We start from the raw sequence: 25,192 nt of genomic DNA, 5'->3' as shown, positions 1-25,192 counted from the left end.
CCGCTGGTCCTGTTGTTCGTTTGAGCGTTTCGTTGAACGCTTCGGGCGAGCATAACCAGCGGGCGGCGTCGGACGTCAGCCCTCCGTCGGATTCGGCTCCGGCGGTACGTGATCGAGGACGATGCCGAAGTGCTGGTCGTAGGCCTCGAGGACGGAGGCGTCGGTGGGGAGCTCGGTGACGGTGCGGTCGTCGTCGACGGTGGTCGTGAGCGTATGACCGCTGAGGGTGATCCGGCCGTCCTCGGTGAGCCGCGAACAGACCAGGGACTGTGTGAAGTGGGAGGCGGGTGAGGTGCGGTGGTACCAGGCGCCGGCCTCGAAGTCGCGCAGTGTGCGCGGGCGTTGCTCGAGCAGATACTGGGGCTCGCCGTTCCGCAGCACGAGGAGGTCGCCCTCGGCCGCGTCCTCGATCCGGAACACTCCGCCCGGGTCGGGCTGTTCGCCCCGTTCGTCGAAGGCCAGCGGATAGTGCGTGTGGGTGCCGAAGCCGACGTCTGCGAGCCACGTCGTGCCCTCGGCCGTGCGCACGCGGAGCGCCATGTGGTCGTACGGGATGCCGGGCCGGCCGTCCTTGCCCACGACCCGCGCCTGGAGCGGCGTCACCTCGTAACCGAGGGTGGAGAGCAGGGCGCCGAACGCCCCGTTGAGCTCGTAGCAGAAGCCCCCGCGGCGGCGGTCCACCAGCTTCGCGACCAGTGCGTCCGCGTCGAGGACGATCTCTTCGCCCAGATGCACGGAGAGGTTCTCGAACGGCACGGCGAGCAGATGCGTCAGGTGCAGCGTGCGCAGCGCGTCCGCGGTCGGCGCCGAGGGGCGGTCGGCGCCGATGCGGCGGAGGTAGGCGTCGGTGCGGAGGTGATCCATGACGCCAGTGTCGCAGCGGCGTCAGCCGTGGCGGGCGTCCGGCCCCGGGCGTACCGGGAGCTCGACCACCTTGTTGCCCACGAAACTCGAGTTCACGGGCAACTCCTCCTCGCGAACGGCCAGGTCGAGCGCCGGGAACCGGGTGAAGAGGCGCTCCAGGGCCACCGTAGCCTCGAGCCGGGCCAGCGGGGCGCCCAGGCAGTAGTGCGCCCCGTGCCCGAGCGAGAGATGCCGGCCCGGCAGGGCGCGCGTGACGTCGAAGCGATCGGCGTCCGGGCCGTGCGCCGCCGGGTCGCGGCCCGCGCCCGTGTAACCGGCGAGCACGGGCGTGCCCTTCGGTATCAGCGTGCCGTCGACCGTGAGGTCCCGGGTCGGGTAGCGGAACGGGAAGTAACTGACCGGGCTGTCCCAGCGCAGCGTCTCCTCCACGACATCCGTCCAGCCCGCCGCGCCGTCGCGCACGAGGGCCAGCTGCTCGCGGTGGGCACACAGGGCGCGCACCGCGTTCGTGATCAGGTTCAGCGTCGTCTCGTGCCCGGCGACGACGAACAGGATGAGGGTGCCGATCAATTCCTCGCGGCTGAGCCGGTCCCCGTCCGCCTCCTGGGCCGCGAGCAGGGCGCTCGTCAGATCGTCGCCCGGCTCCCGCGTGCGGGCGGCGACGACCTGGGCAAGCACCGACACCATCTCCTGGTTGGCGGCCACGGCTCTTGCCGGTTCGATGTTCGTGGCCACGACCTCGCTGGAGAGGCGGTGCAGTCTGTCTCTGAACTCCGCGTCCACGCCGAAGAGTTCGCAGATCACTCCCATGGGCAGCGGCAGCGCGAAGTGCCTGCGCAGATCGGCCACGCCGTCCCCGTCCCGCGCCGCCGCGGCCAGCCCGTCCAGCAGTTCGTCCGTCAGCGCCTCCACCCGCGGCCGCAGCGCCTCGACCCGCCGCGCCGTGAACGCCCGGCTCACCAGGGACCGCAGTCGCCGGTGGTCCTCTCCGTCGGCCGTCGTCATCCCGCGCACCGTCGCGAACGTCCGCAGCGGCCACCCCTCGGGTATTCGGCCCTCGGCGAGCGCCGTGAAGTGCCGGGCGTCCTTGGCGACATCGCCGTGCCCGAGGAACTCCTTCAGCGCATCGTGGCCGAGTACGAGCATGCCCTGTACGTCATCGGGCAGCAGCACGGCGGCCACCGCGCCCTCGGCGCGCAACCGGGCGTTGCGCGCGTGCGGGCAGCCGCCGGACGGGTCGATGCGGTGTGGCTGGTCCGAGGAGACAGTGGTCACGTCGAGCTCCTTGCAAGCCGGAGGAGTGGCGATGCACCGGAACACGACCGACACACCGTCTACGGATCAAGGCTGATGCTAGGGCGCCTCGGCCTCCAGGCCCAGACCATAGATCCGCTCGAGCAACCACGCCTCGTTGCCCGCGAGGCCCGCCCTGCTCAGTGCCTCGTCGGCCTCGGCGATCGGCACGGTGAGTACCGCGGCCGTGGCCGGTGGTTCGGATGAGGAGAGCGCCGCGCGTGCCGTGTGCATGAGGCGCAGGCACGCCTGAGCCGCGGCCAACTCGGGGTTCATGGTCAGCTGTCCGTGATTCCTGGTCCCGTTCATGACTCCACTCTTGCGCATGGGTCTGACAATCCGGCTGAGCGGACGCGGGACTACCCTCGGGAAGATCAACTCGATGGAGAGGAGGGACCCGCACTTGTCGTCCCCGCTCGCGTTCTCCCTGTTCGACCCGGACGCCGGACAAGGCCTGCGGCAGCTGGCCGAGTTGGGTCTCGCCCTGGTGCTCTCCACGCTGATCGGGGCGGAGCGCGCCGTCCAGCAGAAGAGCGCGGGGCTGCGCACGCACACCCTCGTCGGCGTGGGAAGCGCGCTGTTCATGGAGGTGTCGCAACACGGGTTCAACTCCGTGCTCGGCATGGACAGCGTGTCGTTCGACCCGTCACGTGTCGCCGCGCAGATCGTCTCCGGTATCGGCTTCATCGGTGGCGGCCTCATCTTCGTGCGGCGCGACGCGGTGCGCGGACTGACCACCGCCGCGACCGTCTGGCTGACGTGTGCCATAGGGATGGCCTGCGGCGGCGGCCTGCCGCTGCTCGCGTTCGCCGCGACGGCCTGTCACTTCCTGGTCGTCCGCGGCTACCCCTGGCTGACGCGGCGCGTACCGGCCCTGGCCACGGAGCGTCGCTCGGGTCTGCACCTCGCCTACCGGGTCGGTTCCAGCGTCCTCACCCGCGTCCTCGAGGAGTGCACGAGCCGCGGGTTCCGGGTCGTCGAACTGCGCAACGACAGCGCCGACTACGAGCCCGGCAGCGGCCGGATCGGGACGATGGCCGTACGCATGGAGATCGAGGGCGCGTCGGACGTACCGGAACTCGCGGCCGTGCTCGCGGAGTTGGACGGGGTGCTGGATGTGGCGTCGCTTGCGGCGGCGCCGGACGAGTAGCCCCGGCGGGAGCGGTGCGCCGGGGCTGCTCGCGGTGGCGACCCGCCAGGTCTACGTCCGCGTCCCGTGCCACGACCGCCACAGCGCGGCGTACGCGCCGTCTGCCGCCACCAGTTCCGTGTGCGGGCCGAGTTCGGTCAGCCGGCCGTCCTCCATGACCGCGACCCGGTCCGCGTCGTGCGCCGTGTGCAGGCGGTGGGCGACGGCGATGACGGTGCGTCCGTGCAGCACCGCCGCGAGGGCCCGTTCGGTGTGGCGGGCCGTCGTCGGGTCGAGCAGGGCGGTCGCCTCGTCGAGGACCACGGTGTGCGGGTCCGCCAACACCACGCGGGCCAGCGCCAGCTGCTGCGCCTGCGGGCCTTCGAGGCGCAGGCCGCCGGCGCCGAGTTCCGTGTCCAGACCCTGGGGGAGCGCGTCCGCCCAGTCGTCGGCGCCGACCGCCGCGAGTGCCGCGCTCAGGTCCGCGTCCTCCGCGTCGGGCGCGGCGATGCGCAGGTTGTCGCGGACCGAGCCGAGGAACACGTGGTGCTCCTGTGTGACCAGGACGATGTGACGGCGGAGCTGTTCGGGCGCGAGCTCCGTGACCGGGACGCCGCCGACGCTGACCGTCCCGGTGCGCGGCGCGTCGATCGCCGCGAGGAGTTTGCTCAGGGTGGTCTTGCCCGCCCCGGACGGGCCGACCACGGCGAGCCGTTCGCCCGCCCGCACGGTCAGGTCCACTCCATGGACGACATCGCCACCGCCCTCGTACGCGTAGTGCACTGAACGCAGTTGGATGGCGTCACCGGACGGAACGGCCGCCTCACGCGCGGGTGCGCGTGGTGGTGTGCCGCCGATGCCTTCGACGCGGGCGAACGAGGCGCCGCTGCTCTGTAGTTGCTCCACCCAGAACAGGATCGTGTCCAGCGGCCCCGACAGTTGGCGCAGATACAGGGCGCACGTGACGATCGCGCCGAGGCTCGGACCGCCGTGGGCATGCAGGGTGCCGCCCACAAGGAGGACGGCGGCGACCGGCAGGGCGTACGAGAAGTCGACCGAGGGAAACAGCACGCTACGTAGGGACAGGGTGCGCATACGGGTGCGGTAACTGTGCCGGATGCCGCGCTCGCACGCCTCGATGCGCTGCTCCTGGAGGCGGAACGCCTCGACGGTGCGGGCACCCGACGCCGTCGCCGCGAGCTGCTCGGCGAGGTGCGAGTCCGCCTCGCCCTGGGCGAGATACGCGGTGCGGGCCCGGCGCAGATACCAGCGCACCGCCACCGGGATGCCCACCAGGCAGCACAGGGCGACCAGGCCGAGCACCGGCTCGACCACGACGACGGCGGCCGCGAGGAACACCACTTGCGCCGCCGACACGAACACGTCGGGACCCGCGTCGCGCAGCGCGCTCGCGACGGCCGCCACGTCGTTCGTGCCCCGGTTGGTCAGGTCACCGGGACCCGCCCGGTCGACCACGGAGGCGGGCAGCCCGAGCGCCCGGTCCACGAACCGGTCCCGCACCCGCGCGGCGGTCCGCTCCCCGAACCGATGCCCCACCAGGCGCGCCCAGCGCAGCAGCAGGAGTTGGGCCACGGCGCAGCACAGGATCACCAGGGCCGCCCGATCGATGTGCGCCACACTCGTGCCGCCCCGCACATCGTCGATGATCCGCCCGAGCAGCCACGGCCCGACGATCCCGGCACCCGCCGCAAGGCAGTTGAGAACCAACGTCGAGCCGAAGGCACGCCGATCCGCGCGGACGAGTTCGAGCGCGGCGCGCCGCACGGCGGCCCGGTCGGCGACGGGCAGGGAGAAACGGGGGGTACTCATGACTCGGCTCCTGCCGGGGGTACGGCTCCTGGGTCCGGGACGGCGTCAGGGTCGGGCATGGCGTCCGGGGCCGGTCCGGCTCCTGGGCCCGGCGCGGCACCCGGGTCCGGGACGGCTCCGGGGTCTGGGACGGCGTCCGGGTCTGGTCCGGCTCCTGGGTCCGGGACGGCATCCGGGTCTGGCACGGCTCCCGGCTCTGGCACGGCCCCGGGGTCCGCGACTGCTCCCGGATCCGGGACAGCGTCCGAGGCCGGCACGGCGTCCGGGTCCGAGGCCGCCCCTGGGTCCGGTGCGGCCCTTACGTCCGGGACGGCCCCCGGGTCCGGGACGGCCCCCGGGTCCGAGACCGCCCCTGGATCCGGTACGGCCCTCGTGTCCAGGACGGCTCCCGTGTCCAGGACGGCTTCCGGACCCGGGACAGCGTCCGGGTCAGGTATGGCGTCCGTGGCGGGCAAGGCGTCCGGGTCCGAGACCGCCCTGGGGTCCGGCACGGCTTCCGTGTCCACGACAGCTCCCGGGCCCGGGACAGCGTCCGAGTCCGGCACAGCTCCCGCGCCCGCCCCGGCCCCCGCGCCCGCCCAGGCCCTCGCCTCCGACCCCGCATCCGCGCCCCGCCCCACCAAGCCCCGGTACTCCCCGTCCCGGCCCAGCAGTTCGCGATGGGTGCCCGTGGAGCGGACCGTCCCGTCGTGGAGGAAGCACACCTCGTCCGCCCGGTCGAGCAGGAGCGGGGATGTGCCCGTGACCACGGTGGTGCGGCCGTGCCGTGCCGCCCGGAGGCGGTCCGCGGCGCGTGCCTCCGTGTGGGCGTCGAGGGCCGACGTCGGTTCGACGGCGAGGAGGATCTCGGGGTCCGCGTACAACGCACGGGCGAGGCGTACGCGTTGTCGCTGGCCGCCGGAGAGGTTGCGGCCCTGGGCCAGGAGCGTGCCGCCCGGCAGGTCGTCGGCCGCTGCCGCGTGCAGGGCGCCCGCCACTGCCTCGTCGTCCAGTGCGCACCGCCCCGTGACCGCCTCCCGCACCGTCCCCGCGAACAGATCCGCCTCGGGCGCCGCGAGCAGGATCCGGCGCCGCACCTCCGCCAGGTCCACCGCGTCCAACGCGACATCACCCCAGGTGACCGTAGTCGGCGCGAACCGGCCCAGCCGGTCGACCACAGCCGCGGCCTCCCCGGGCCGCGCCGACACCAGCGCCGTGAGCCGCCCCGGTTCGACCGTCACCCCGGACACCGGATCGTGCAGCGCCGAGCCCGGCGGCGGACCCGGCACGGGGGAGCGGTGCCCGACCGACTCGGGCTCGAGGGACAGGAACCGCAGCACCCGCCGCGCCGCGACGAGCCCGCGCCCCAGGTCGTAGCCGCCCTCGATGAACGCCTCGACCGGCACGACCAGCATCGCCACATACCCGTACACGGCCACCAACTCGCCGATGGACAGCTCACCTTGGGCCGCCATCCGGGCGCCCAGCCACGTCACCACGGCGAGGAAGACCGCGGGAAGGCCGACGGCGAGCGCCTGGATCCAGCTGATCACGCGCGCCACCCGGTACCCCTCCGCGCGCAGCCCGGCGGTGTCCTGCCGCAGCCGGCCCGCGTACACGTCCTTGCCGCCGAGCCCCGCGAGCACCCCGAGACCGCCGACGAGGTCGGCGAGCCGCGACGCCAGCACACCCTGCCGCTCCCGGTAGCCGGACTCGGCGCCCTGCAACCGCGTGAGCAGCGGCCCGAGCGCTCCGGCGAGCAGCGGCACGCCCAGCAGGATCACCGCCGCGAGCAGCCCCGAGATCGACAGGAGGAGCCCGGCCACCACCGCGTACGCGACGACCGCGCCGACGCCGGGGCCCGCGATCGTCAGCGTCTGGCTGATCCGCTGGACGTCGCCGACGCCGATGGTGACGACCTCGCCCGCCGCCACGCGCCGCGGCAGCGCGGCCCCGAGCACGGTGGCGTGCCGCGTGACGAGCCGCGTCGTACGGAAGGTGGCGTCGAGCCGCACCCGCGTCATCGTGCGGTGCCGCATGATCGCGAGCCACGCGTTGACCGCGCCGAGGGCGAGGAGGGCGCCGCACCACCCGTACAGCGCGCGGGAGTCGCCGCCCCGCAGCCCGTCGTCGACGGCGCGCGACAGGACGTAGGGCGGCAGCGCGAGCCCCACCATCCACAGGCTGCCGAACAGCGCCCCGGCGGCGACACGGCCGCGTTGGCGGGCGATGAGCCACCCCAAGTAACGCGCCGGACCGCGCAGTTCCGGGACGCCGGGATCGACCCCCGAAGGTCTGTCGTGGGGCAGGTCAGTGGTGGTGACACTCATTGACGCACCCTATGTGGGGCGTCGGGCCCCGGGTAGATCACCTACGGGTCAGGTGCAGCCGCAGTCCGCGCGGCATCAGCGTCAGGCGCTCCGTGATCGCGAGCCGGTAGTCCGGCTCGGGCCGCAGGTCGTAGCGGCGCAGCAGCAGGCCGAGCACCAGCGTGGCCTCGTGCAGCGCGAACTGGCGGCCGATGCAGGCGCGGGCGCCCGTGCCGAACGGCTTGAAGACATGCGCGGGCCGGGCGCGGACCGCCTGCGGCGTGAACCGCTCCGGGTCGAAGACCTCCGGATCCTCGCCCCACGCGGCCGTGTCGCGGTGCAACATCGTCGTCAGGACCAGCGCCCACGCGCCGCGCCGCATCGGGTGCGTGCCGCCGAGCGTCGTGTCCGCTAGCGCCTCGCGGGCGAACGCCGGCGCGGTCGGCCACAGCCGCAGCGACTCGTCCAACACCCGCCGCAGATAACGCAACTTGGCGACCTGCTCATACGCGGGGACGTCCACGTCGCCCCAGACACGGTCGACCTCGTCGCGCGCCTTGGCGAGCACCTCGGGGTTCTGCGCGAGGTAGTGCAGGGCGAAAGACAGGGCGCCCGACGTCGTCTCGTGCCCGGCCACCAGGAACGTGATGACCTGGCGGCGGATGTTCTCCGGCGAGAGCCGCTCACCGGTCTCCGGGTGCGTCACCTCCAGCATCCGGTCCAGGAGGTCCCCGGGCCCGCCGTCGGAGGCGCGGCGCGCCGCGACCACCTCGTCGACCGTGCGGTTCAGATACGCGCGGTCCGCCGCGTTGCGCTTCTCGGCGCCGCGCAACAGTACGGACGACAGCAGCGGAGGCACGACGTTGCGGCGCTGCGCGAAGGTCAGGGCGCCTACCATCGCCGTGACGAACGGGTGCGGCCGCTCGCGCTCGAACGACCCGAAGTCGTGCCCGAACCCGGTCCGGGAGATCGTCTCCAGGGTCAGCTTGGTCATGTCTGTGGGCACGTCGACCGTCCGGCCCGCGGCCTCGCTCGTGTCCCAGGAGGCCATCAACTGCCCCGCCACGTCCAGCATCAGCGGGTGGTAGCCCGCCATCGCGTCGCGGCTGAAGCCCGGCGCCAGAATGTCGTGCGCCAGCTGCCAGTTGGGCTCGTGGTTGTACGCGGTGAACAGGCCGTCGCCCGCCACCGGGCGCAGATTCGCGACGCCGAGCCCGACGTGCTTGGCGAACCGCGACTCGTCGGCCAGCTCCGCCGCGAGATCCGCGCCCGCGACGAACACGATCTCCTTGCCGAACCCCTTGCGCCGGAAGATCGGACCGAGTTCGGCGGCGAGCTTCATCGAATCCTGCAGCGGGGAGCGGACGTTCGCGCCGACCACATCGCCGATGAACGGGACCCGGCGTGACGGACGCGGGATGCGGTCCAGGCGCGGCCACCCCTGCTCGGCGCTGCGAAAACCTCGCGGCAGTGGGGTTCCCGCAGTCTGTGTCACCTGCGGCGTCGTCGTCATCGTGTCCATCTCCCTTGCACCGATGCCCTGTTGGGACACCCGGACCACACTGTTAGACGTGGATTCAATAACGGGCCACAGTCTGATCCTGTTATTGAACTCACGTCAAGTAAGGAGCGGAGTGTCCAGTAGGGTGCGCCCCATGACCAGGGAGCGAGGGGGAGTGTCGGCACCGGGGGAGCGCACCCGGCGCAGACTCAGCACGCAGGAACGCCGCGAGCAACTGCTCGCCGTGGGTGCCAGGCTGTTCGCGCAGGCCCCCTACGGCGACGTGTGGATCGAGGAGGTCGCGGAGATCGCCGGCGTCTCGCGCGGGCTGCTCTACCACTACTTCCCGAACAAACGGGACTTCTTCGCCGCCGTCGTGCAGCGCGAGAGTCAGCGGATGCTGCGCCTTACGGCCGCCGAACCCGGCATCCCCGTCCACGACCAGCTCGGCACGGGCCTCGACACCTTCCTCGAGTACGTCGGCACGCACGCGGACGGCTTCCGCGCCTTCCACCGCGCGGAGGCGGCGGGCGACCCGGCCGTGCGTGCGGCGTACCAGGAGGGGCTCGCGGCGCACGAGGAGCAGATCATGGCTGCCCTCGCGGCGGACCCGCACATCGCCGACCGCCTCCCCGCACCGGATGCGCTGCGGCTCGCCGTGCGCGGCTGGCTCGCGTTCCTCGTCGCCGTCTGCCTCGACTGGCTGGACGCCCCGGAACTCACGCGGGAGCAGGTGCGGGACCTGTGCGCGCGGGCGCTGGTGGGGGCGATCGGCCTGTGACGAGACCAGGGCTCGTGGGTGCGTGACCCGTGACCCGTGACCGTAATCCGCAACCCAGAGATTCATAAGGGTAACTTGCAAGGCTTCCTGTCTACCTCGTACGGTGGCCGCATGTCAGGAACGCAGTCAGCAGCAGGGGACGAGCCGCCCACCGAGCAGGTCGCCGCCGATCTCGCCACCGTCGTCGGCAGGCTCTCGCGCCGGCTGCGCACCGCGTCGCCGGACAGCCTGCTCACGCCCACCCAGCGCACCGTCCTCGCCCGCCTGGAGAGCGAGGGCCCGGGCACTACCGCGGCGCTCGCCCGCGGCGAGTACGTACGGCCGCAGTCCATGCGGCTCACGCTCGGCGCCCTGGAGGAACAGGGCTTCGTGGCCCGCGAGCCGGACCCGAACGACGGGCGGCAGTCCGTCGTGTCCATCACGGACAGCGGCCGCGCCACCTTGGACGCCGTCCGGGCCGCCAAGCACGGCTGGCTCACGCAGGCGCTCACCGAGGAACTCGACGCCGCCGAGCGGCGCACGCTCGCCGAGGCCACCGCGCTCCTCGAACGGCTGGTGCGCAAGTGACGCAAGGCGTGGGAGACCAGGCCGTCGTCACCGGCGAAGGCGAGGCTCCTGTGCAGCAGGAGGGGTTCAGGGCCCGGCTGACCGCGCCCCTGCTCCTCGGCTCGGTGCTCAACCCGCTCAATACCACGATGATCTCCACCGCCCTGGTGGCCATCGGACACGACTTCGGGATCGGCGCCGCCGACACGGCCTGGCTGATCTCCGTCCTCTACCTGGCGAGCGCCGTCGCCCAGCCCGTGCTCGGCAAGCTCGCCGACACCCTCGGCCCGCGCCGCGTGTTCCTGGCGGGACTCGTCGTCGTGTGCCTCTCCGGGATCGTCGGCGCCCTCGCCCCCGCCTTCGGCTGGCTCATCGTCTCCCGGCTGCTCCTCGGTATCGGTACCTCCGCCGCCTACCCGGCCGCGATGGCCGTGCTGCGCGACGAGGGCCGCCGGGTGGGCCGTCGCCCGCCGCGCCCCGTCATGGCCCGCCTCTCCTTCGCGTCGCTCGGCAGCGCGGCCGTCGGCCCGACGCTGGGCGGACTGCTCGTCATGGTCGTCGGCTGGCGCGGCATCTTCGCGGTCAACGTGCCGGTGGCGGCGATCGCGTTCGCCGCCACCCTGCTGTGGATCCCGCGCGACCCTCCGCGTTCCACGGACGGGGAACCGGCACCGCGCCCCGCCCTCGACCCCCTCGGCATCGGCCTGTTCACCACGGCCCTGACGGTCCTCGTCTTCTTCCTGCTCGACCTGTCCGACCCCATGTGGTGGCTGCTCGCCCCCTTCGTCGCGCTCGTCGGCGTGCTGGTGTGGTGGCAGCTGCGCAGCAGGGCGCCGTTCATCGACGTACGCATGCTCGCCGGGAACGGCCCGCTGGCCCGCACCTACCTCCGCCACGGCCTCAGCTATCTGCTCATCTACTGCGTGATGTACGGCTTCACGCAGTGGCTGGAGGAGGGCCGCGGCTTCTCCTCCGGGCACACCGGGCTTCTGATGCTTCCGATGTCGCTCACGGCGCTGGTCTGCTCGCTGCTCGGCGCCCGCACCAAGGGCATCCGCGGCCCGCTCATCACCGCGTGCGTGCTGCTCACCGCGGGCGCGGGACTGCTCGTGTTCCTCGACGGAGACACGCCGCTGGCGCTGCTGCTGCTCGCGGGCGCGTGCTTCGGCATCCCGCAGGGGTTCGTCGGCACCTGCAACCAGGCCGCCGTGCAGGAGTACGCTCCCGCCGCCGACATCGGCTCCGCCGCGGGGCTCCAGCGCACCGCCCAGTACATCGGCGCCATCACCGCGTCGAGTCTGATCGCCCTCGCGTACGGGCAGCGCGCCAGTGACAGCGGGCTGCACCTGATGGCCGGCGTCTCCGTCGTCCTCGGTGTCCTCCTGGTGGCCCTGACGGTCACGGACCGGGCGCTGCGCAGGAGTTGAGGCACGGGCTCCCAGCTTGGCGCCATAATGCGCTCATGGATCATGTGACCGCACGGACGTTCGTCGACTCCTGGGTGACGGCGTGGAACGCGCACGACCTCGACGCACTGCTGGCCCACTTCGCGGACGACGTGACGTTCCGCTCGCCCGTGGCCGCCCAACTGCTCGGCGGTGACGGGGTCATGCGCGGCAAGGACGCACTGCGCGCCTACTGGACGGAAGGGCTGCGGCGCATCCCCGACCTGAGGTTCGAGGTGGTGGGCAGCTACGTCGGTGTGAACAGCCTGGTCATCAACTACCGCAACCAGAAGGGCGGTCTGGTGAACGAGGTGCTCATCTTTGACGGCCCGCTCGTCACCGACGGGTACGGCACGTACCTCGGCGAGGACGTCAACCCGGCCGGGGCCCGCAACCCGGCCGGGGCCCGCTGAGCCTCTCCGCGGCGACCGCACGGTCCACGAGGCCAATACTCATTCCGCGTCGTGGAACACGAGCCCGAGCGTGTGGCGCCGGCCCGAGCGGACCGTGCTCACGCCGTGCCGCATCGGGCCGTTCGACCAGCCGCGCACCGAGCGCACCGGCCGGTCACGCGTCGTGAACACCAGAGCGTGCCCCTGGAGCAGCGTCGTCGAGTAACCGCGCGACTGGGCGCGCGCCCGCTGCTCGGTCATCAGGAACTCGCCGCCGGTGAAGTCGCCGCCCGGCTCGTCCAGTCCGATCACGACCTGGAGCGGAAACACCAACTCCCCGTAGATGTCGCGGTGCAGCGCGTTCCAGTCGCCGGGCCCGTAGCGCAGCAGGATCGGCGTCGGCCGCTTCTGGCCCGCCGCATGGCACCGGTCGAGCCAGGCGTCGAGGGTGTCGGGCCAGGGCGCTGCCCTGTTCAGGCGCCGCGCCCACTCCTGGGCGACGGGCAGCAGCCGCGGATAGAACGCCGCGCGCAGCTCCCGTACGAGCTCGGGCAGCGGGTGGTCGAAGTAGCGGTACTGGCCGCGGCCGAACCGGTAGCGCTCCATGTCGATCGTCGACCGGAACCGCTGCACGTCGTCGTAGAGCGCGGCGACGGACCGGCACTCGTCGGCGGTGAGCACCGGGCGAGGGGTGAGGGCATGGCCGAAAGCGTCGAGCTCCGCACCCAGAGCGGGCCAGTCGAGGGCCTCCACCCGGGCGTGCGGGGCGGTGGTGGTGCCGGTCATCGCTGTGCATCTCCGTAGGTGGGCGGTATCGGCGAGGACTCCAGGCTCGTCGGTCCCGGCACGGTGTGCTGGCGGCAATCGGACGCGGTGTTCGGTGCGGTACTGTGTGCGATCCGTGCAGCACCGCGAGGGAACGAGGAGGTGAGTCCGATCACCGTTGTGTCAGGTCGGGAGCTCCCTTCTCGCGCCGTACGCCCCGCCCGCTCGCGCTGAGCGAGGCCTCGGCCGTCCGGTGACCGGGAGCCCCCTCGGCATCCCGAGAGGCCACCCCTTATGACGCTTTCCCCGTCGCCCAGCTCCCCCCTTCCGCTCGATTCCACGTCGGTGGTCGAGTCCCTGCGCGCCGCCGGCTGTGTCTTCGCCGAGGACGAGGCGCGCATCCTGCTGTCCACCGCCCGCGACGCCGCCGAACTGGCGGCCATGGTCGAGCGCCGCGCGAGCGGGCTGCCCCTGGAACACGTCGTCGGCTGGGCCGAGTTCTGCGGGCTGCGCATCGCCGTCGACCCCAACGTCTTCGTGCCGCGCCGCCGCACCGAGTTCCTGACCCGACAGGCCCTCGACCACATGCCGCCCGGCGCCGTCGTCGTCGACCTGTGCTGCGGCACGGGCGCCGTGGCCGCCGTCCTGGCCGGCCGCCGCCCGTCCCGGCTGTACGCGGCCGACCTGGACCCCGCGGCCGTGCGCTGCGCCCGCCGCAACCTCGCCCCGCTCGGCGGCGAGGTCCACGAAGGCGACCTGTACGGGCCGCTGCCCGCCGACCTCAAGGGCCACGTCGATACCCTGGTGGCGAACGGGCCGTACGTCCCCACGGGCGATGTCCCGCTGCTGCCGCCCGAGGCCCGCGAACACGAGCGGCGCATCGCCCTCGACGGCGGGCACGACGGCCTCGACGTGCTCCGCAGGGTCGCGGGCGAGGCCCCGCAGTGGCTCGCGCCCGGCGGACATCTCTTCGTCGAGACGAGCGAGCGCCAGGCCGCCGCGGCCCAGGCGGCCGTGCGCTCGGCGGGCCTGCACGCGCGCGTGGTGGCCGACGAGGACCTGTACGCCACGATCGTCATCGGAACGCGCATCTCCTGACCTGGGGTTTGACCCGCCGAGTCGCCGGTACCCGGAAGATCCGGACACCGGCGACGCAGAGGGAGCAGCCACCATGACCGACACGACTCCCGTCCACGGCTACGCCCCCACAGTGGTGGGCGTGGCACTCAGCGACTGCACACCACAGGACGCCGAAGCGGCCCTGCGCGTGCTGTCCACGGCCTTCCCCTCGGACCGCGCACCGAGCGAGCGCCCCGACGGCGACGCGACGGTCTGGCTCACCACGGTGGACACCGCGTCCCAGCCGGCGCCCTCCGAGGCGGAGCCCCTCACCGGGACGGTCACCGCGGACCTCCAGGGCGGCCACGAGGCCCTGGACCGCGTGCGCGGGGCACTGGAGACCGCGTTCACCGTCACCGAGGCGACCGCCGCCTCCGGCGACCAGGAGGAGGAGCTTCATCTGCGCCTGACGACACGGCACTGACCGGGGAATTCGGCGTGGGGCGGCGGATGTTCGTCAGGTTGACCGTGCCCAGGACAGCACCGCCCGTGTGAAAGGCTCTGCCTCCATGACGAACACCGCGCCGACCCCGGCCTCCGAAGTGCTGCACTACACCGCGTTCTCGACGAGCCCCGAGGGCGGCAACGGCGCCGGTGTCGTACTCGACGCCGCCTCGCTCGGTGACCGAGAGATGGTCGGGATCGCCGCCGAACTCGGCTACTCCGAGTCCGCGTTCCTCACGCCGGGACCCGACCCGCAGGACAAGCGGTCCTTCACGCTCCGGTACTTCAGCCCCAAGGCGGAGGTCGACTTCTGCGGCCACGCCACCGTCGCCGCCGCGGTCGCACTCGGCGAGCACTACGGCACCGGGGACTTCGACTTCCACACCGCGGCGGGACGCGTACCGGTCGCCGTCCGCCGCGAGGACGGCGTCCTCAAGGCCACGCTCACCAGCGTGGAACCGAGCGTGCACGACGTGGCCCAGGAGGACGTGCGGGAGGCGCTCGCCGCCCTGGGCTGGCAGGCCGGCGATCTGGACTCCGCGCTGCCCCCGAGGATCGCCTACGCGGGCGTGCGCCACTTGGTCCTCGCGGCCGCCACCCGTGACCGGCTGGCCGATCTGGACTACGACTTCGACGCCCTGCTGACCCTCATGCGCCGGCTCGACCTGACGACCGTGCAACTGGTGTGGCGCGAGAACGCGACCACCTTCCACGTGCGCGACCCGTTCCCGGTCGGCGGCGTCGTGGAGGACGCCGCCACAGGCGCGGCGGCCGCCGCCTTCGGCGCGTACGTCCGCGAACTGGGCCTCGTCCCCGAGGACGCGCACCTGACGCTGCACCAGGGCCACGACATGGGCCGCCCGTCGCTGCTGGAGGTCGACCTGCGTGCGGGGGACCCTCGGGTACGGGTGTCCGGCGCGGCTGTCCGGGTCCAGTGCTAGCCTTTCGGAGGCCGTGGGAGAGAACGAGGAGGTGGTACCCGTGAACGAATCGACATGGGTGCTCTCCTCCGGGGTCACGGTCGGGCGATAGGTCGTCGTCCGGGAGCGCCGTTCCTGAGCTCTCCCGAAAGGCACGACCATGCACTTCACCTCTGAACAACGCCTCGACGACGGTGTCGTCGAGCGCGCGTTCACCCTCGGCGACGTCCCCGGCATCCTGTGGACGCCCGCATCCGCCTCGGCGTCCGCACCGGTCCCGCTCATCCTGCTCGGCCACCCGCCGCTCGGGCTGCGGAAGATGTACCCCCGCCTCGCGGCCCGGGCCCGGCGCTCCGCGGCGGAGGGCTTCGCCGCGGTCACCATCGAGCTCCCCGGGAGCGGTGACCGGCCCCGCCTGGCCGCCGTCGACGAGGCCCGCGCCGACCTGCGCCGGACCTTGCAGGCCAGCGAGCCGGTCGGCGACGAGATCATCGACGCCGTCATCCTCCCGCTCGTCGATCAGGCGGTCCCGGAATGGCGGGCCGCCCTCGACGCCCTGCTGGCACTGCCCGAGATCGGCGGTCCGGTCGCGTACTCGGGAGGCGTGATCTCCATCGGTGTCCGGCTGGCGGTGGTCGAGCCGCGCATCGTGGCCGCCGGCCTCTTCGCCGGCAGCTTCGTGCCCCGCACCATGTTCGAGGAGGCCCGCCGGGTCACCATTCCGCTGCATGTCCTGTTGCAGTGGGACGACGAGGGGAACGACCGGCAGGCCGCCCTGGACCTGTTCGACGCCTTCGGCTCCAAGGAGAAGACGCTGCTCGCCAACATGGGCGGACACACGGGCGTCCCGCAGTCCGCAGGAGAGGACGCGGCCGGGTTCTTCGCCCGGCACCTGCGCTAGGGGCTAACCGGCTGGTCACGTCCCGTACTGGTCACGTCCCGTAGGTGACCTTCACGTCGCGGAACCCCAGGGAGTGCAGCAGGCCGCTCAACATCTCCGTCGTGTTCCGCTCGGCGCGGCCCGTCAGCTTGCTGTCCCGCGCGGCCTCGCCGATGTGTCGGGCGGCGAGCTGGCGCACCGCCCGCTCATCGCCCGGATTGTCGGAGAAGACGTCACCGAGCCGGTCGAGCAGGCCGCGCTGCTTCGCCACGGCGTACGAGCGGTCCGTGTCGAGAGTGGGCTTGGCGAGCCGGGCGTGGGGCAGGCGCAGCGTCGCGGACGTGCGCTTGTCGTTCACCCGCACATCGCCCGGGCCGAGCTTGCCCAGGTCCACATACGAGTTGACCGTGCCCGCGCCGATGTACAGCGTGCGCGTGCCCTGGATGGCGTCCGGGAGAAACTTGGAGTCCTTGTCCAGGTCGACGACCACCTGGTAGTTCCCGGCCGCGGCTTCGTAACGGCTCATGTCCCGTACGGACTTGAGCAGCGCGGGCCCCGAGCGGTCGTGCGTCTCGCTGCCGAACATGTCGTCAAGGCGGTGCACCATGCTCAGTCCGGTGCACACGACCGCCAGTACGACGAACAGCGCGAGCGCCGCCTTCGTCCACAGGGGGATTCGCGCGACCCTCGCCCAACGGGGCAGTGCGGTCCTCGGCGTCATGGGGCCTCCTTCCCATGACTACCAAATGCCACGGGAAGCGCTGATCATGCCCTTTTCAAGAAGCGGCGAACCGCCGTACGTACCGCTTCTGCCACGGCGTCTCAACCGCCCCACGCGCGTAGTGCTCGCGTACGTAGGTGACGGCCCTGTCGGCCGGTACTCCGTCCAGCACCGCTAGACACGCGAGCGCCGTTCCCGTACGGCCGCGCCCGCCTGCGCACGCCAACTCCACCCGCTCGTCCGCGCAGCGCCGCCACGCCTCGGCGAACACGGCACGCGCGCGTGCGCGGTCGGCGGGCAGCCGGAAGTCGGGCCAGCGCAGCCACGTCGACTCCCAGTCCGTGGGCGGGGGTTCGGCGCCCAGGAGGTAGATGCCGTACGTCGGCGGGGGACCGGCGGGCAGTGGATCACGCAGCCCCCTGCCGCGCACGAGCCGCCCCGAAGGCAGCCGCAGCACACCCGGCGCCCCGGCCTCCCACGCCCCGGCCGTCACCGCGCGTCCTTCGCCGCCGACAGCAGGAACGCCGCCATCCTGCGCGCCCGGCCGAAGGCGTCCGGGAACACATCCAGTCCGTCCGAGACCAGCGCGCCCTCGTGCAACAGCATCAGCGAACGCCCCAACTCCCTTGCGGAGTCCGGCGCCACGTCGCCCGCGAGCCGGGTGAACAGCTCCAGCATCCACCGCTTCTGGCCGGTGATCACCGCGTACGCGGGGTGCGCGGGGTCGCTGATCTCCGCGTGCGCGTTGACCATGCTGCAGCCCTTGCCGCTGTTGGCGCGCATCCACTCCTGGGAGGCGTCGAAAACGGCCAGCACCCGCTCGGTGGGGGAGAGTTCGGCGTCCTCGTGGTGGCCGGCGAGGTAGGCGCGCCAGCGGGCGTCGCGGGTCGCCAGGTAGTCGACGACGATCTGCTCCTTGGAGCCGAAGCGGTCGTAGAGCGTCTTCTTCGTGACGCCCGACTCCGCCGCGATCAGATCCACGCCGACCGCGTGGATGCCGCGCTCGTAGAACAGCCGCGAGGCGGTCGCGAGGACCTTGCGCGCGGCCGGTGTGAGGTCGGGCCGGTCCGGGTCGACGGCCGGCGGGGCGGGGTTCGTCGTCGTACGCATGCCTCCAGGGTATACCGATCTGTATAGTGGAGCCAGGTAGACAGATCTGTATACCTCTGCACTTGAACCCGATCACGCGAGGCGGTGGCCGCGCCATGAACGTCCTTCTGTCCATCGGATTCGTCCTGACCTGGAGCTCCGGCTTCATCGGAGCCAAGCTCGGCGCCGGCGACGCGAGCGCCGTGACCACGCTGATGTGGCGGTTCCTGCCGCTGGCGCTGGTCCTCGGCGCCGTCGCGGCGGCAGCCGGCAGGAAGCGATGGCGCGGGCTCGGCAGGCGCGCCGTCGGACGGCAGGTCGTCATCGGCGCCCTCTCGCAGAGCGGCTACCTGCTGACCGTCTACTACGCCATCCAACTCGGCGTCTCCAGCGGCACGACCGCCCTCATCGACGGCACCCAGCCCCTGGTCGCGGGCGCCCTCGCCGGACCGCTGCTGCGGCAGTACGTCACCGGGCGGCAGTGGCTGGGCCTGTGCCTGGGTCTTGCCGGGGTCGTCGTCGTCACCACGGCCGACGCCGGCGCCGTCACCGGCGTCCCGTGGTGGGCGTACGGCGTCCCGTTCCTCGGCATGTTGTCGCTGGTCGCGGCCACCTTCGTGGAGAGCCGCTCGCGCACCCGGGTCGAGCCGATGGTCGCGCTGACCGTGCACTGCGCCACCAGCGCCGTCGTCTTCAGCGGACTCGCCGTCGCGCTCGGCGAGGCCGCGCCGCCCGCCGCGCCGTCCTTCTGGGGCTCGATCGCCTGGCTCGTCGGCCTGTCGACGTTCGGCGGCTACGGCCTCTACTGGATCGTGCTGCGGCGCGGCGGCCTCACGCAGGTCAACACGTTGATGTTCCTGATGGCGCCCGTCACCGCCGTGTGGGGAGCGCTGATGTTCGGCGAGCCCTTCGGGATACGCACCGCGCTGGGGCTCGTCCTCGGCCTCGCGGCCGTCGTGGTCGTGCGGCTCGGTACGCGCGCGTACCCGCTACGGAGCGGCCGCGACCAGGTGGCGGTTGGGGAGCACGGCCGCGTCGGCCAGCTCCGGGACCTCCACCACGGTGACGCCCGCTGACGCGAGCACCCCGATCCCGTCGGCGCCGGGCACGAACGTGTCCGGCTCCCGCCACGCCGTCACCACGCGGCGCACCCCCGCGTCGACGATGAGCCGGGCGCACGGCTTCGGCCGCGAGGCCCGGTGGGCGCACGGCTCCAGGCTGCTGTAGACGGTGGCCGTGGCGAGGCGCGGGTCGTCGGCGGCGAGCTTGCCGAGCGCGGACTCCTCGGCGTGCACCACCGGGTCCTCGCCCTCGCGCGAGTAACCGCGCGCCAGCTCCGTGCCGTCGTCCGCGACGACCACGGCGCCGACGCTGAACGCGGTCCGCGACGGCGGGCACTCGGAGGCCAGTTCACAGGCCAGCCGCAGCCAGTGCCGGTCCGCCGCGGTGGCCGCCGCGCCGGGGCCCGGGACGGTCGGCGCGTACCGGGTGACGATCACGTCCCCGACCCGCTCCGTGGCGAGTACCCGCATCCGGCTGCGCGGCCCGCCCGGGTAGGAACCGGGCCCGAACAGGCGGGGCGCGCCCGGCTCGCCGACCACCAACGGGGCGACGGCGAGCCGCAGTTCGTCCGCGAGCCCCAGCTGCAGCAGCTGCGTGTGCACGCGCGCGCCGCCCTCGACGAGCAGCCGCCGCACGCCGCGCGTGCCGAGGTCGTCGAGGAGCGCCGCCCAGTCCAGGTGCCGGCCGAGCGCCACCACGTCCGCAGCGCCACCCACGCGCGTGCGGGCGAGCGTGGCGCCCGACTCGGTCGTGTAGACGAGCCGTTCGCCACCCGTCGTCCAGAACGGGTCACCCGGATCCAGGTCCCCCGAGGCGGTGACCGCCACCCTCAACGGGTAGGCGGGCAGCCCGTCGTCGACCCGCTTGGCGCGCCGCTGCGGCGAATTGACGAGCAGCCGGGGCCGGTCCGCGCGCAGCGTCCCCGCCCCGACGAGGATCGCGTCGCTCGCCGCCCGCACCGCGTCCACCCGCTCGAAGTCCTCCGCCCCCGAGAGCAGGAGCCGCTCGGGGCCGGTGTCGTCGAGGCATCCGTCGAGCGACACCGCGGCGGACAACAACACGTGGGGGCGGGACATGGCGACTCCGTGACCGGGCGGAACGTACGCCCCGACCCTATCGAGACACCGGCGGCGTGCCGTCCCCGAAGGGGCGCCCGCCCAGCTTCTCGCGGCCGTGCGGGGCGAGCCAGCCGGACGGGTCCGGGCCGAGCGGCACGATCCGCGTGGGGTTGATGCCGGTGTGCACCTGGTAGTAGTGCCGCTTGATGTGGTCGAAGTCGACCGTGTCCCCGAAGCCGGGTGTCTGGAACAGATCCCGCGCGTACGCCCACAGGACCGGGTCCTCGGCCAGCTTGTTGCGGTTGCACTTGAAGTGGCCGTGGTAGACGGCGTCGAAGCGGACCAGCGTCGTGAAGAGCCGGACGTCCGCCTCCGTGATCGTGTCGCCGACGAGATACCGCTGGCCGGCGAGCCGCCGCGACACCGTGTCGAGCCTGGCGAACACGTCCCCGTACGCCTCCTCGTACGCGTCCTGCTCGCTGGCGAATCCGGCCCGGTACACGCCGTTGTTGACGTCCCGGTAGATGCCCTCCATCACCTCGTCGATCTCGTCGCGCAGCGGCTCCGGATACAGGTCGGGCGCGCCGTCCCGGTGCAGCGCCGTCCACTCGGTCTCCAGGTCGAGCGTCAGCTGCTGGTAGTCGTTGGTGACGAGCTTCCCGGACGGTACGTCGACGATCGCGGGCACGCTGACGCCGCCCGGATACCCGGTCTCCCGCGCGTCGTACGCCTCACTGAGGAAGCGGATGCCGAGCACCGGATCGCGGTCGTCCGGGTCGAGCGTGAAGCGCCAACTGCGGTCGTCCTGGATCGGGTCGGCGACCGCGAGCGACAGCGCGTCCTCCAGGCCGAGGAGGCGGCGCACCACCAGGGCGCGGCTCGCCCAGGGACAGGCCTTGCTCACGACGAGCCGGTAGCGGCCCGCCTCCACCGGCCAGCCGTCCCGACCGTCGGCGGTGATCCGGTCGGTGAAATGACTGCGGGACCGTTTGAAGGCCTTCTTGCCGTACGAGGCGTTGCCGGGCACGTGGGTCTCCCTCCGGGGTCGGACACGATCGTGCGCCCCGAGCCTGCCCGAGGAACGGCCCGCGCACCACCGCGGCGGAGGCGGCTGTCGGTGCCCGATGAGAGGCTCGGAGTGAGCACTGACCGAGATGGCATGGAAGGCGCAGGCATGACGACCACGACCGGCAGCTACCTCACTCTGGACGACGGCCGTCCCGCCGTCCGGTTCACCCGCACGTACGAGAAGCCGATCGACCGCGTCTGGCGCTATGTCACCGACCCGGCCGACCTCGCGCACTGGTTCCCGTCCCAGTTCGAGGTGGGCGAGCTGAGCCCCGGCGCGACGATCCGCTTCTTCGGCGATCCGAACATGCCGGAGTCCGAGGGCACGGTCGTCGCCGCCGAGCCCCCGCGCCACTTCTCCTTCATGTGGGGAGGCGACGAGCTGCAGTACGACCTGGAGGAGCGCGGCGACGGCGGCACGCACCTGACGCTCACCAACGTGCTGGTGACCGCGGACACCGCGGCGCGCAACGCGGCGGGCTGGGAGGTCTGTCTGCTCGCCCTCGACGCGGCCGACCGCGGCGAGCCCCTGTCCGAGGGCCACACGGGAGCGACGCCGCCGTGGAAAGAGCTGTACGACGCCTACACGGCGGCCGGCTTCCCCTCCGGCGCGCCCGTGCCCGGTCTGGACGAGGCGTCCTGAGGCGGCCGCACCGCGTGTGCACACGGTCACCGTCTGAATAGCGGGATCCCACGAACGGGCGCAAAATCGGACGCATGTCCTTTATGTCCGCGAGTGTGACGTGGCTCGGACTCGGCCTCACGGTCGGTACCGCGGGACTGGTGACCTACGGTCTTGCGGCGCTCCCGTGCGGGGCTTCGGTCCGGCAGGAGGAGGCCGAGGCGGTCTGCCGCCCGGCCAGGCGGACGGCGCTCGCCCTCGGTGCGCTCGGCATCGCGGCGTTCGTCGTCGGAACGGTGTTCCTGTTTCTGGATGTGACGAACTTCGGCTGAGCCCGGCCGGGGAACGCTTCCGGAATTTCTTTCCGGAAGCCGTCACACATCCGCCGTGGCGCGGGTCGTAGCAGCGAGAGTCACGTAACGAGTGAAGGAGTACTCCATGACCAGCGGTCAGCAAACGATCATCGCCCCCGTCCGGGACCTCGCCGCCGCCAAGGCCGTCTACACCAAGCTGCTCGGCGTGGAGCCGTCCTCCGACGAGGCGTACTACGTGGGCTATGACGTGGCGGGACAGCACTTCGGCCTGAATCCGAACGGGCACCAGCAGGGCATGACAGGACCCGTGGGCTACTGGACCGTCGACGACATCGAGGGGATGGTCAAGTCCCTGGTCGAGTCCGGTGCCGAGGTCATCCAGGACGTCACGGAGGTCGGCCCGGGCCGCCGGATCGCATCGCTGAAGGACGCGGACGGAAACGTCTTCGGGGTGCTGCAGGACAGCTGAGCGGACGACGACGAGCGGTGGGGCCGCGGCCCGAAGGCCACGGCCCCACCCGATCCCGTGCTACTGGTCACCGCCCCCGTAGGGGCGCGTGATCACTTCCATGCCGTGGTTCGCGGGGTCCATGAAGTACACGCCACGCCCCCCGTCGTTGTGGTTGATCTCGCCCGGCTGCTTGCGGTGCGGATCGGCGTAGTACGTGAGCCCCGCGTCCTTGATGCGCCCGAAGATCCCGTCGAACTCCTCCTCGGTGACGAGGAAGGCGTAGTGCTGCGTGACGATGGACTCGGCGGGGATCGTCGCGAAGTCCAGGGTCACGCCGTTGCTCAGGTCGAGCGGGATGAACGGGCCCCATGCATCGCCCGCTTCGAGCCCCAGGATGTGCGCGAGGAACTCGGCGGACTCCCGGTTGTCCCGGGAGTGGACGATGGTGTGATTGAGCTGAACTGCCATGGTGGATTGCCTCCAGAAGGCAACTCCGGCACCTCCATGCCTCACCCGGTCGGTGACCGGCACGCGATGCTGTCCGGGATCTTAGACACGGGGCCGGGCCCGGGGCCAGTCCCTTTCCGGCTTCGGCGCCGGCGTCAGTCGAGGACCAGTTCCGGGTCGTACATGTCGAGCCAGAGCGCCAGGTCCAGGGTGCGCTCCAGGCCGCGCCGCGAGGCCTGCGTGATCTGCGGGGTCTCGCGGTGGGCGGCGGCACTGAGCCGGTCCCTGTCGACGATCTCGAAGACCCGGTGCGAGGGCTTCGCGAGCAGGTCCTTGGCGTGCTCCTGCAGCGCGAGCGCGTACTTCGGATCCTGCGTCGACGGGTACGGGCTCTTGACCCGGTCGTACACCGACGTCGGCAGCACGTCCGCCGTCGCCTCGCGCAGCAGGCTCTTCTCACGCCCGTCGAACGACTTCAGCGCCCACGGCGTGTTGTAGACGTACTCGACGAGCCGGTGGTCGCAGAACGGGACCCGCACCTCGAGGCCGACCGCCATGCTCGCCCGGTCCTTGCGGTCGAGCAGGACGCGCACGAAGCGGGTCAGGTGCAGGTAGCAGATGCGGCGCATCCGGTACTCGAAGTCGCTCTCGCCCTCCAGGCGCTCGATGTCGCGTACCGCTTCGGCGTAGCTGTCGGCGGTGTACCCCTCCAGGTCGAGCCGCTTGGTGAGCTCGGGCCTGATCACGTCCGAGTCGTCACCGATGTGCTTGCCCATGCTGACCAGCCACGGGAACGCCTCCGCGCCCCGGGCCTCCTCGTCGAAGAACTGGAGGTAGCCGCCGAAGACCTCGTCCGCGGACTCGCCGGACAGGGCGACCGTCGAGTGCTCGCGGATCGCCTTGAACAGCAGGTACAGGGAGGCGTCCATGTCGCCGAGCCCCGCCGGGATGTCGCGCGCCCGGATGACGCGGGCGCGCACCTCGGGGTCGGCGAGCGCGTTCGAGTCGAGCACGATGTCCTGGTGGTCGGTCCCCGATGCCTGCGCCACGTCGTGCACGAAGGGGGTGTCGGGCGTGCCGCGCAGCTCGTCGGCGACGAAGTTCTCGGCCTGGCCGAGGAAGTCGACGGCGAAGCTGCGCACCGTCTCCTGGCCGGCCAGCTGCTGGGCGGCGATCGCCGTCATCGCGGAGGAGTCGAGACCGCCCGACAGGAGCGTGCAGCGCGGCACGTCGGAGACGAGCTGACGGCGCACGATGTCGTCGAGCAGCTCGCGCACCCTGGCGATGGTCGTTTCCTGGTCGTCGGTGTGCGGCTTCGTCTCCAGCGTCCAGTACGCGCGCTGCCGCAGCCCCCGACGGTCGACGGTGACGACCGTGCCCGGCACCACCTCGTTCATCCCGTCCCACACGGCGTGCCCCGGAGTCTTCACGAACGTGAACAACTCGCGCAGGCCGTCGAGGGTGACACGGCGCGCCGCGAGCGGATTGGCGAGGATCGCCTTGGGCTCGGAGCCGAACAGCACGCCGTCCGGCGTCTCGTAGAAGTAGAAGGGCTTGATGCCCATTCGGTCGCGGATCATGACGAGCTTGTCGGTGCGGCCGTCCCAGATGGCGAACGCGTACATGCCGTTGAGCCGCTCGGGCAGTTCCTCGCCCCACTCGAGGTAGCCGTGCAGCACCACCTCGGTGTCCGAGTCCGTGCGGAACTCGTGGCCGAGGGCCGCCAGTTCGGCGCGGAGCTCGGTGTAGTTGTACGTCTCACCCGAGTACACCATGGCGACGTTTCCGTCCGGTGTCTCGACGGTCATGGGCTGCCGGCCGCCCGGCAGGTCGATGATGGCGAGCCTGCGGTGACCGAGCGCCGCGGGGCCCTCGATCCAGGTGCCGCGGTCGTCGGGACCGCGGCACTCCATGGTCTGGGTCATTGCATTCAATGTCTCGGCCGAGGCCCGCAGGTCACGGTCGAAGGAAACCCAGCCGGTGATGCCACACATAACGCTTCCTCCTGCTCGCCGTACGGCCGTGGCCAACCGGGGCAACAAGTTGTACACGGCATCTATGTTTCGAGCGTGTGACATGGAGGTGGGGTGGGTCAATGCGTCCGTAACGTGCCGGAGGTGTCCGACCGAGCGGTTTCGGCCGCCGGTCGTCACGCCAAGCGGA

26 protein-coding genes and 1 pseudogene are annotated in these 25,192 nt (G+C 72.1%); 13 read left to right on the top strand and 14 right to left on the bottom strand.

The features are described from left to right. Nucleotides 1-75 precede the first annotated feature (75 nt). From ACYSUO_RS20565 to ACYSUO_RS20555, 3 genes are all read right to left on the bottom strand, one after another. Nucleotides 76-864: an arylamine N-acetyltransferase family protein gene (locus tag ACYSUO_RS20565; protein ID WP_461777631.1), complete on the bottom strand. Its 789-nt coding sequence runs from the start codon at nucleotides 862-864 to the stop codon at nucleotides 76-78. 21 nt (nucleotides 865-885) lie between these two features. Then, a complete protein-coding gene (locus ACYSUO_RS20560) occupies nucleotides 886-2,139 on the bottom strand; it encodes a cytochrome P450 family protein (protein ID WP_461777630.1) in 1,254 nt (417 codons plus the stop codon). Nucleotides 2,140-2,217: 78 nt separating this feature from the next. Then, nucleotides 2,218-2,466, bottom strand: coding sequence for a hypothetical protein (locus tag ACYSUO_RS20555; RefSeq protein ID WP_426895882.1), 249 nt, complete (start codon nucleotides 2,464-2,466; stop codon nucleotides 2,218-2,220). A 73-nt stretch (nucleotides 2,467-2,539) separates the two neighbouring features. Between ACYSUO_RS20555 and ACYSUO_RS20550 the strand changes: the two genes are divergently transcribed. Next, entirely contained in the window at nucleotides 2,540-3,307 is a 768-nt protein-coding gene (locus ACYSUO_RS20550) for an MgtC/SapB family protein (protein ID WP_461777629.1), read from the top strand. Between the two features lie 51 nt (nucleotides 3,308-3,358). Here the strand turns inward: ACYSUO_RS20550 and ACYSUO_RS20545 are convergent, their stop codons facing one another. From ACYSUO_RS20545 to ACYSUO_RS20535, 3 genes and pseudogenes are all read right to left on the bottom strand, one after another. Continuing rightward, entirely contained in the window at nucleotides 3,359-5,116 is a 1,758-nt protein-coding gene (locus tag ACYSUO_RS20545; RefSeq protein ID WP_461777628.1) for an ABC transporter ATP-binding protein, read from the bottom strand. A gap of 581 nt (nucleotides 5,117-5,697) precedes the next feature. After that, a pseudogene (locus ACYSUO_RS20540) lies at nucleotides 5,698-7,425 on the bottom strand (ABC transporter transmembrane domain-containing protein); the annotation flags it as partial. A gap of 37 nt (nucleotides 7,426-7,462) precedes the next feature. Continuing rightward, nucleotides 7,463-8,917 carry a cytochrome P450 gene (locus ACYSUO_RS20535; RefSeq protein ID WP_461777627.1) on the bottom strand — a complete coding sequence of 485 codons (1,455 nt, stop codon included), beginning with the start codon at nucleotides 8,915-8,917 and terminating at the stop codon, nucleotides 7,463-7,465. Between the two features lie 142 nt (nucleotides 8,918-9,059). Between ACYSUO_RS20535 and ACYSUO_RS20530 the strand changes: the two genes are divergently transcribed. The 4 genes from ACYSUO_RS20530 (at nucleotide 9,060) to ACYSUO_RS20515 (ending at nucleotide 12,090) form a co-directional block, all read left to right on the top strand. Further along, on the top strand, nucleotides 9,060-9,686 hold the full coding sequence (locus ACYSUO_RS20530) for a TetR/AcrR family transcriptional regulator (protein WP_461777626.1): 627 nt from the start codon (nucleotides 9,060-9,062) through the stop codon (nucleotides 9,684-9,686). A 111-nt stretch (nucleotides 9,687-9,797) separates the two neighbouring features. Continuing rightward, nucleotides 9,798-10,253, top strand: coding sequence for a MarR family winged helix-turn-helix transcriptional regulator (locus ACYSUO_RS20525; protein WP_461777625.1), 456 nt, complete (start codon nucleotides 9,798-9,800; stop codon nucleotides 10,251-10,253). Between the two features lie 8 nt (nucleotides 10,254-10,261). Then, nucleotides 10,262-11,659 carry an MFS transporter gene (locus tag ACYSUO_RS20520; protein WP_461777690.1) on the top strand — a complete coding sequence of 466 codons (1,398 nt, stop codon included), beginning with the start codon at nucleotides 10,262-10,264 and terminating at the stop codon, nucleotides 11,657-11,659. Between the two features lie 35 nt (nucleotides 11,660-11,694). Next, a complete protein-coding gene (locus ACYSUO_RS20515) occupies nucleotides 11,695-12,090 on the top strand; it encodes a nuclear transport factor 2 family protein (RefSeq protein ID WP_461777624.1) in 396 nt (131 codons plus the stop codon). Between the two features lie 39 nt (nucleotides 12,091-12,129). On the opposite strand, the gene ACYSUO_RS20510 is transcribed toward ACYSUO_RS20515, so the two are convergent. Further along, nucleotides 12,130-12,855 carry a 2OG-Fe(II) oxygenase gene (locus ACYSUO_RS20510; protein ID WP_461777623.1) on the bottom strand — a complete coding sequence of 242 codons (726 nt, stop codon included), beginning with the start codon at nucleotides 12,853-12,855 and terminating at the stop codon, nucleotides 12,130-12,132. 273 nt (nucleotides 12,856-13,128) lie between these two features. Between ACYSUO_RS20510 and ACYSUO_RS20505 the strand changes: the two genes are divergently transcribed. From ACYSUO_RS20505 to ACYSUO_RS20490, 4 genes are all read left to right on the top strand, one after another. After that, nucleotides 13,129-13,932 (top strand): putative protein N(5)-glutamine methyltransferase, encoded by an 804-nt coding sequence (locus tag ACYSUO_RS20505; protein WP_461777622.1) that lies wholly within the window; start codon nucleotides 13,129-13,131, stop codon nucleotides 13,930-13,932. A 73-nt stretch (nucleotides 13,933-14,005) separates the two neighbouring features. Next, nucleotides 14,006-14,377 (top strand): hypothetical protein, encoded by a 372-nt coding sequence (locus ACYSUO_RS20500; protein ID WP_461777621.1) that lies wholly within the window; start codon nucleotides 14,006-14,008, stop codon nucleotides 14,375-14,377. A gap of 85 nt (nucleotides 14,378-14,462) precedes the next feature. After that, the gene (locus ACYSUO_RS20495) at nucleotides 14,463-15,338 is read left to right on the top strand and encodes a PhzF family phenazine biosynthesis protein (RefSeq protein WP_461777620.1); all 876 of its coding nucleotides are present in this window, start codon (nucleotides 14,463-14,465) and stop codon (nucleotides 15,336-15,338) included. A 139-nt stretch (nucleotides 15,339-15,477) separates the two neighbouring features. Continuing rightward, a complete protein-coding gene (locus ACYSUO_RS20490; RefSeq protein WP_461777619.1) occupies nucleotides 15,478-16,218 on the top strand; it encodes an alpha/beta hydrolase in 741 nt (246 codons plus the stop codon). A 31-nt stretch (nucleotides 16,219-16,249) separates the two neighbouring features. Here ACYSUO_RS20490 and ACYSUO_RS20485 read toward each other — a convergent pair whose 3' ends face one another. The 3 genes from ACYSUO_RS20485 to ACYSUO_RS20475 are packed head-to-tail and all read right to left on the bottom strand — an operon-like array spanning nucleotide 16,250 to nucleotide 18,028. Then, nucleotides 16,250-16,918, bottom strand: coding sequence for a DUF4230 domain-containing protein (locus ACYSUO_RS20485; RefSeq protein WP_461777618.1), 669 nt, complete (start codon nucleotides 16,916-16,918; stop codon nucleotides 16,250-16,252). Between the two features lie 55 nt (nucleotides 16,919-16,973). Then, nucleotides 16,974-17,411 (bottom strand): protein-tyrosine phosphatase family protein, encoded by a 438-nt coding sequence (locus ACYSUO_RS20480; RefSeq protein WP_461777617.1) that lies wholly within the window; start codon nucleotides 17,409-17,411, stop codon nucleotides 16,974-16,976. Continuing rightward, the gene (locus ACYSUO_RS20475) at nucleotides 17,408-18,028 is read right to left on the bottom strand and encodes a TetR/AcrR family transcriptional regulator (protein WP_461777616.1); all 621 of its coding nucleotides are present in this window, start codon (nucleotides 18,026-18,028) and stop codon (nucleotides 17,408-17,410) included. The genes ACYSUO_RS20480 and ACYSUO_RS20475 overlap by 4 nt, the downstream gene beginning before the upstream one ends. 95 nt (nucleotides 18,029-18,123) lie before the next feature. On the opposite strand from ACYSUO_RS20475, the gene ACYSUO_RS20470 reads away from it, so the two are divergent. Further along, on the top strand, nucleotides 18,124-19,083 hold the full coding sequence (locus ACYSUO_RS20470; RefSeq protein ID WP_461777615.1) for a DMT family transporter: 960 nt from the start codon (nucleotides 18,124-18,126) through the stop codon (nucleotides 19,081-19,083). On the opposite strand, the gene ACYSUO_RS20465 is transcribed toward ACYSUO_RS20470, so the two are convergent. Beyond that, nucleotides 18,997-20,145: a dihydrofolate reductase family protein gene (locus ACYSUO_RS20465; RefSeq protein ID WP_461777614.1), complete on the bottom strand. Its 1,149-nt coding sequence runs from the start codon at nucleotides 20,143-20,145 to the stop codon at nucleotides 18,997-18,999. The genes ACYSUO_RS20470 and ACYSUO_RS20465 overlap by 87 nt on opposite strands. A 37-nt stretch (nucleotides 20,146-20,182) precedes the next feature. Further along, the gene (locus tag ACYSUO_RS20460; protein ID WP_461777613.1) at nucleotides 20,183-21,154 is read right to left on the bottom strand and encodes a glutathione S-transferase family protein; all 972 of its coding nucleotides are present in this window, start codon (nucleotides 21,152-21,154) and stop codon (nucleotides 20,183-20,185) included. A 147-nt stretch (nucleotides 21,155-21,301) separates the two neighbouring features. Here ACYSUO_RS20460 and ACYSUO_RS20455 point away from each other — a divergent pair, with 147 nt between their 5' ends. From ACYSUO_RS20455 to ACYSUO_RS20445, 3 genes are all read left to right on the top strand, one after another. After that, complete coding sequence (locus ACYSUO_RS20455) at nucleotides 21,302-21,838, top strand: SRPBCC family protein (protein ID WP_461777612.1); 537 nt, start codon at nucleotides 21,302-21,304, stop codon at nucleotides 21,836-21,838. A gap of 74 nt (nucleotides 21,839-21,912) precedes the next feature. Further along, a complete protein-coding gene (locus tag ACYSUO_RS20450; protein ID WP_426895843.1) occupies nucleotides 21,913-22,149 on the top strand; it encodes a hypothetical protein in 237 nt (78 codons plus the stop codon). Between the two features lie 106 nt (nucleotides 22,150-22,255). Next, a complete protein-coding gene (locus tag ACYSUO_RS20445) occupies nucleotides 22,256-22,600 on the top strand; it encodes a VOC family protein (RefSeq protein WP_461777611.1) in 345 nt (114 codons plus the stop codon). A 60-nt stretch (nucleotides 22,601-22,660) separates the two neighbouring features. Here the strand turns inward: ACYSUO_RS20445 and ACYSUO_RS20440 are convergent, their stop codons facing one another. After that, a complete protein-coding gene (locus ACYSUO_RS20440; RefSeq protein ID WP_461777610.1) occupies nucleotides 22,661-23,050 on the bottom strand; it encodes a VOC family protein in 390 nt (129 codons plus the stop codon). A gap of 134 nt (nucleotides 23,051-23,184) precedes the next feature. After that, entirely contained in the window at nucleotides 23,185-25,023 is a 1,839-nt protein-coding gene (gene asnB / locus ACYSUO_RS20435) for an asparagine synthase (glutamine-hydrolyzing) (RefSeq protein ID WP_461777609.1), read from the bottom strand. Between the last annotated feature and the right edge of the window lie 169 nt (nucleotides 25,024-25,192).

This window comes from Streptomyces sp. UC4497 (assembly GCF_054871485.1).
Note: the sequence above shows the minus strand (reverse complement) of the source record. Positions and strands in the feature narration are given on the sequence as shown.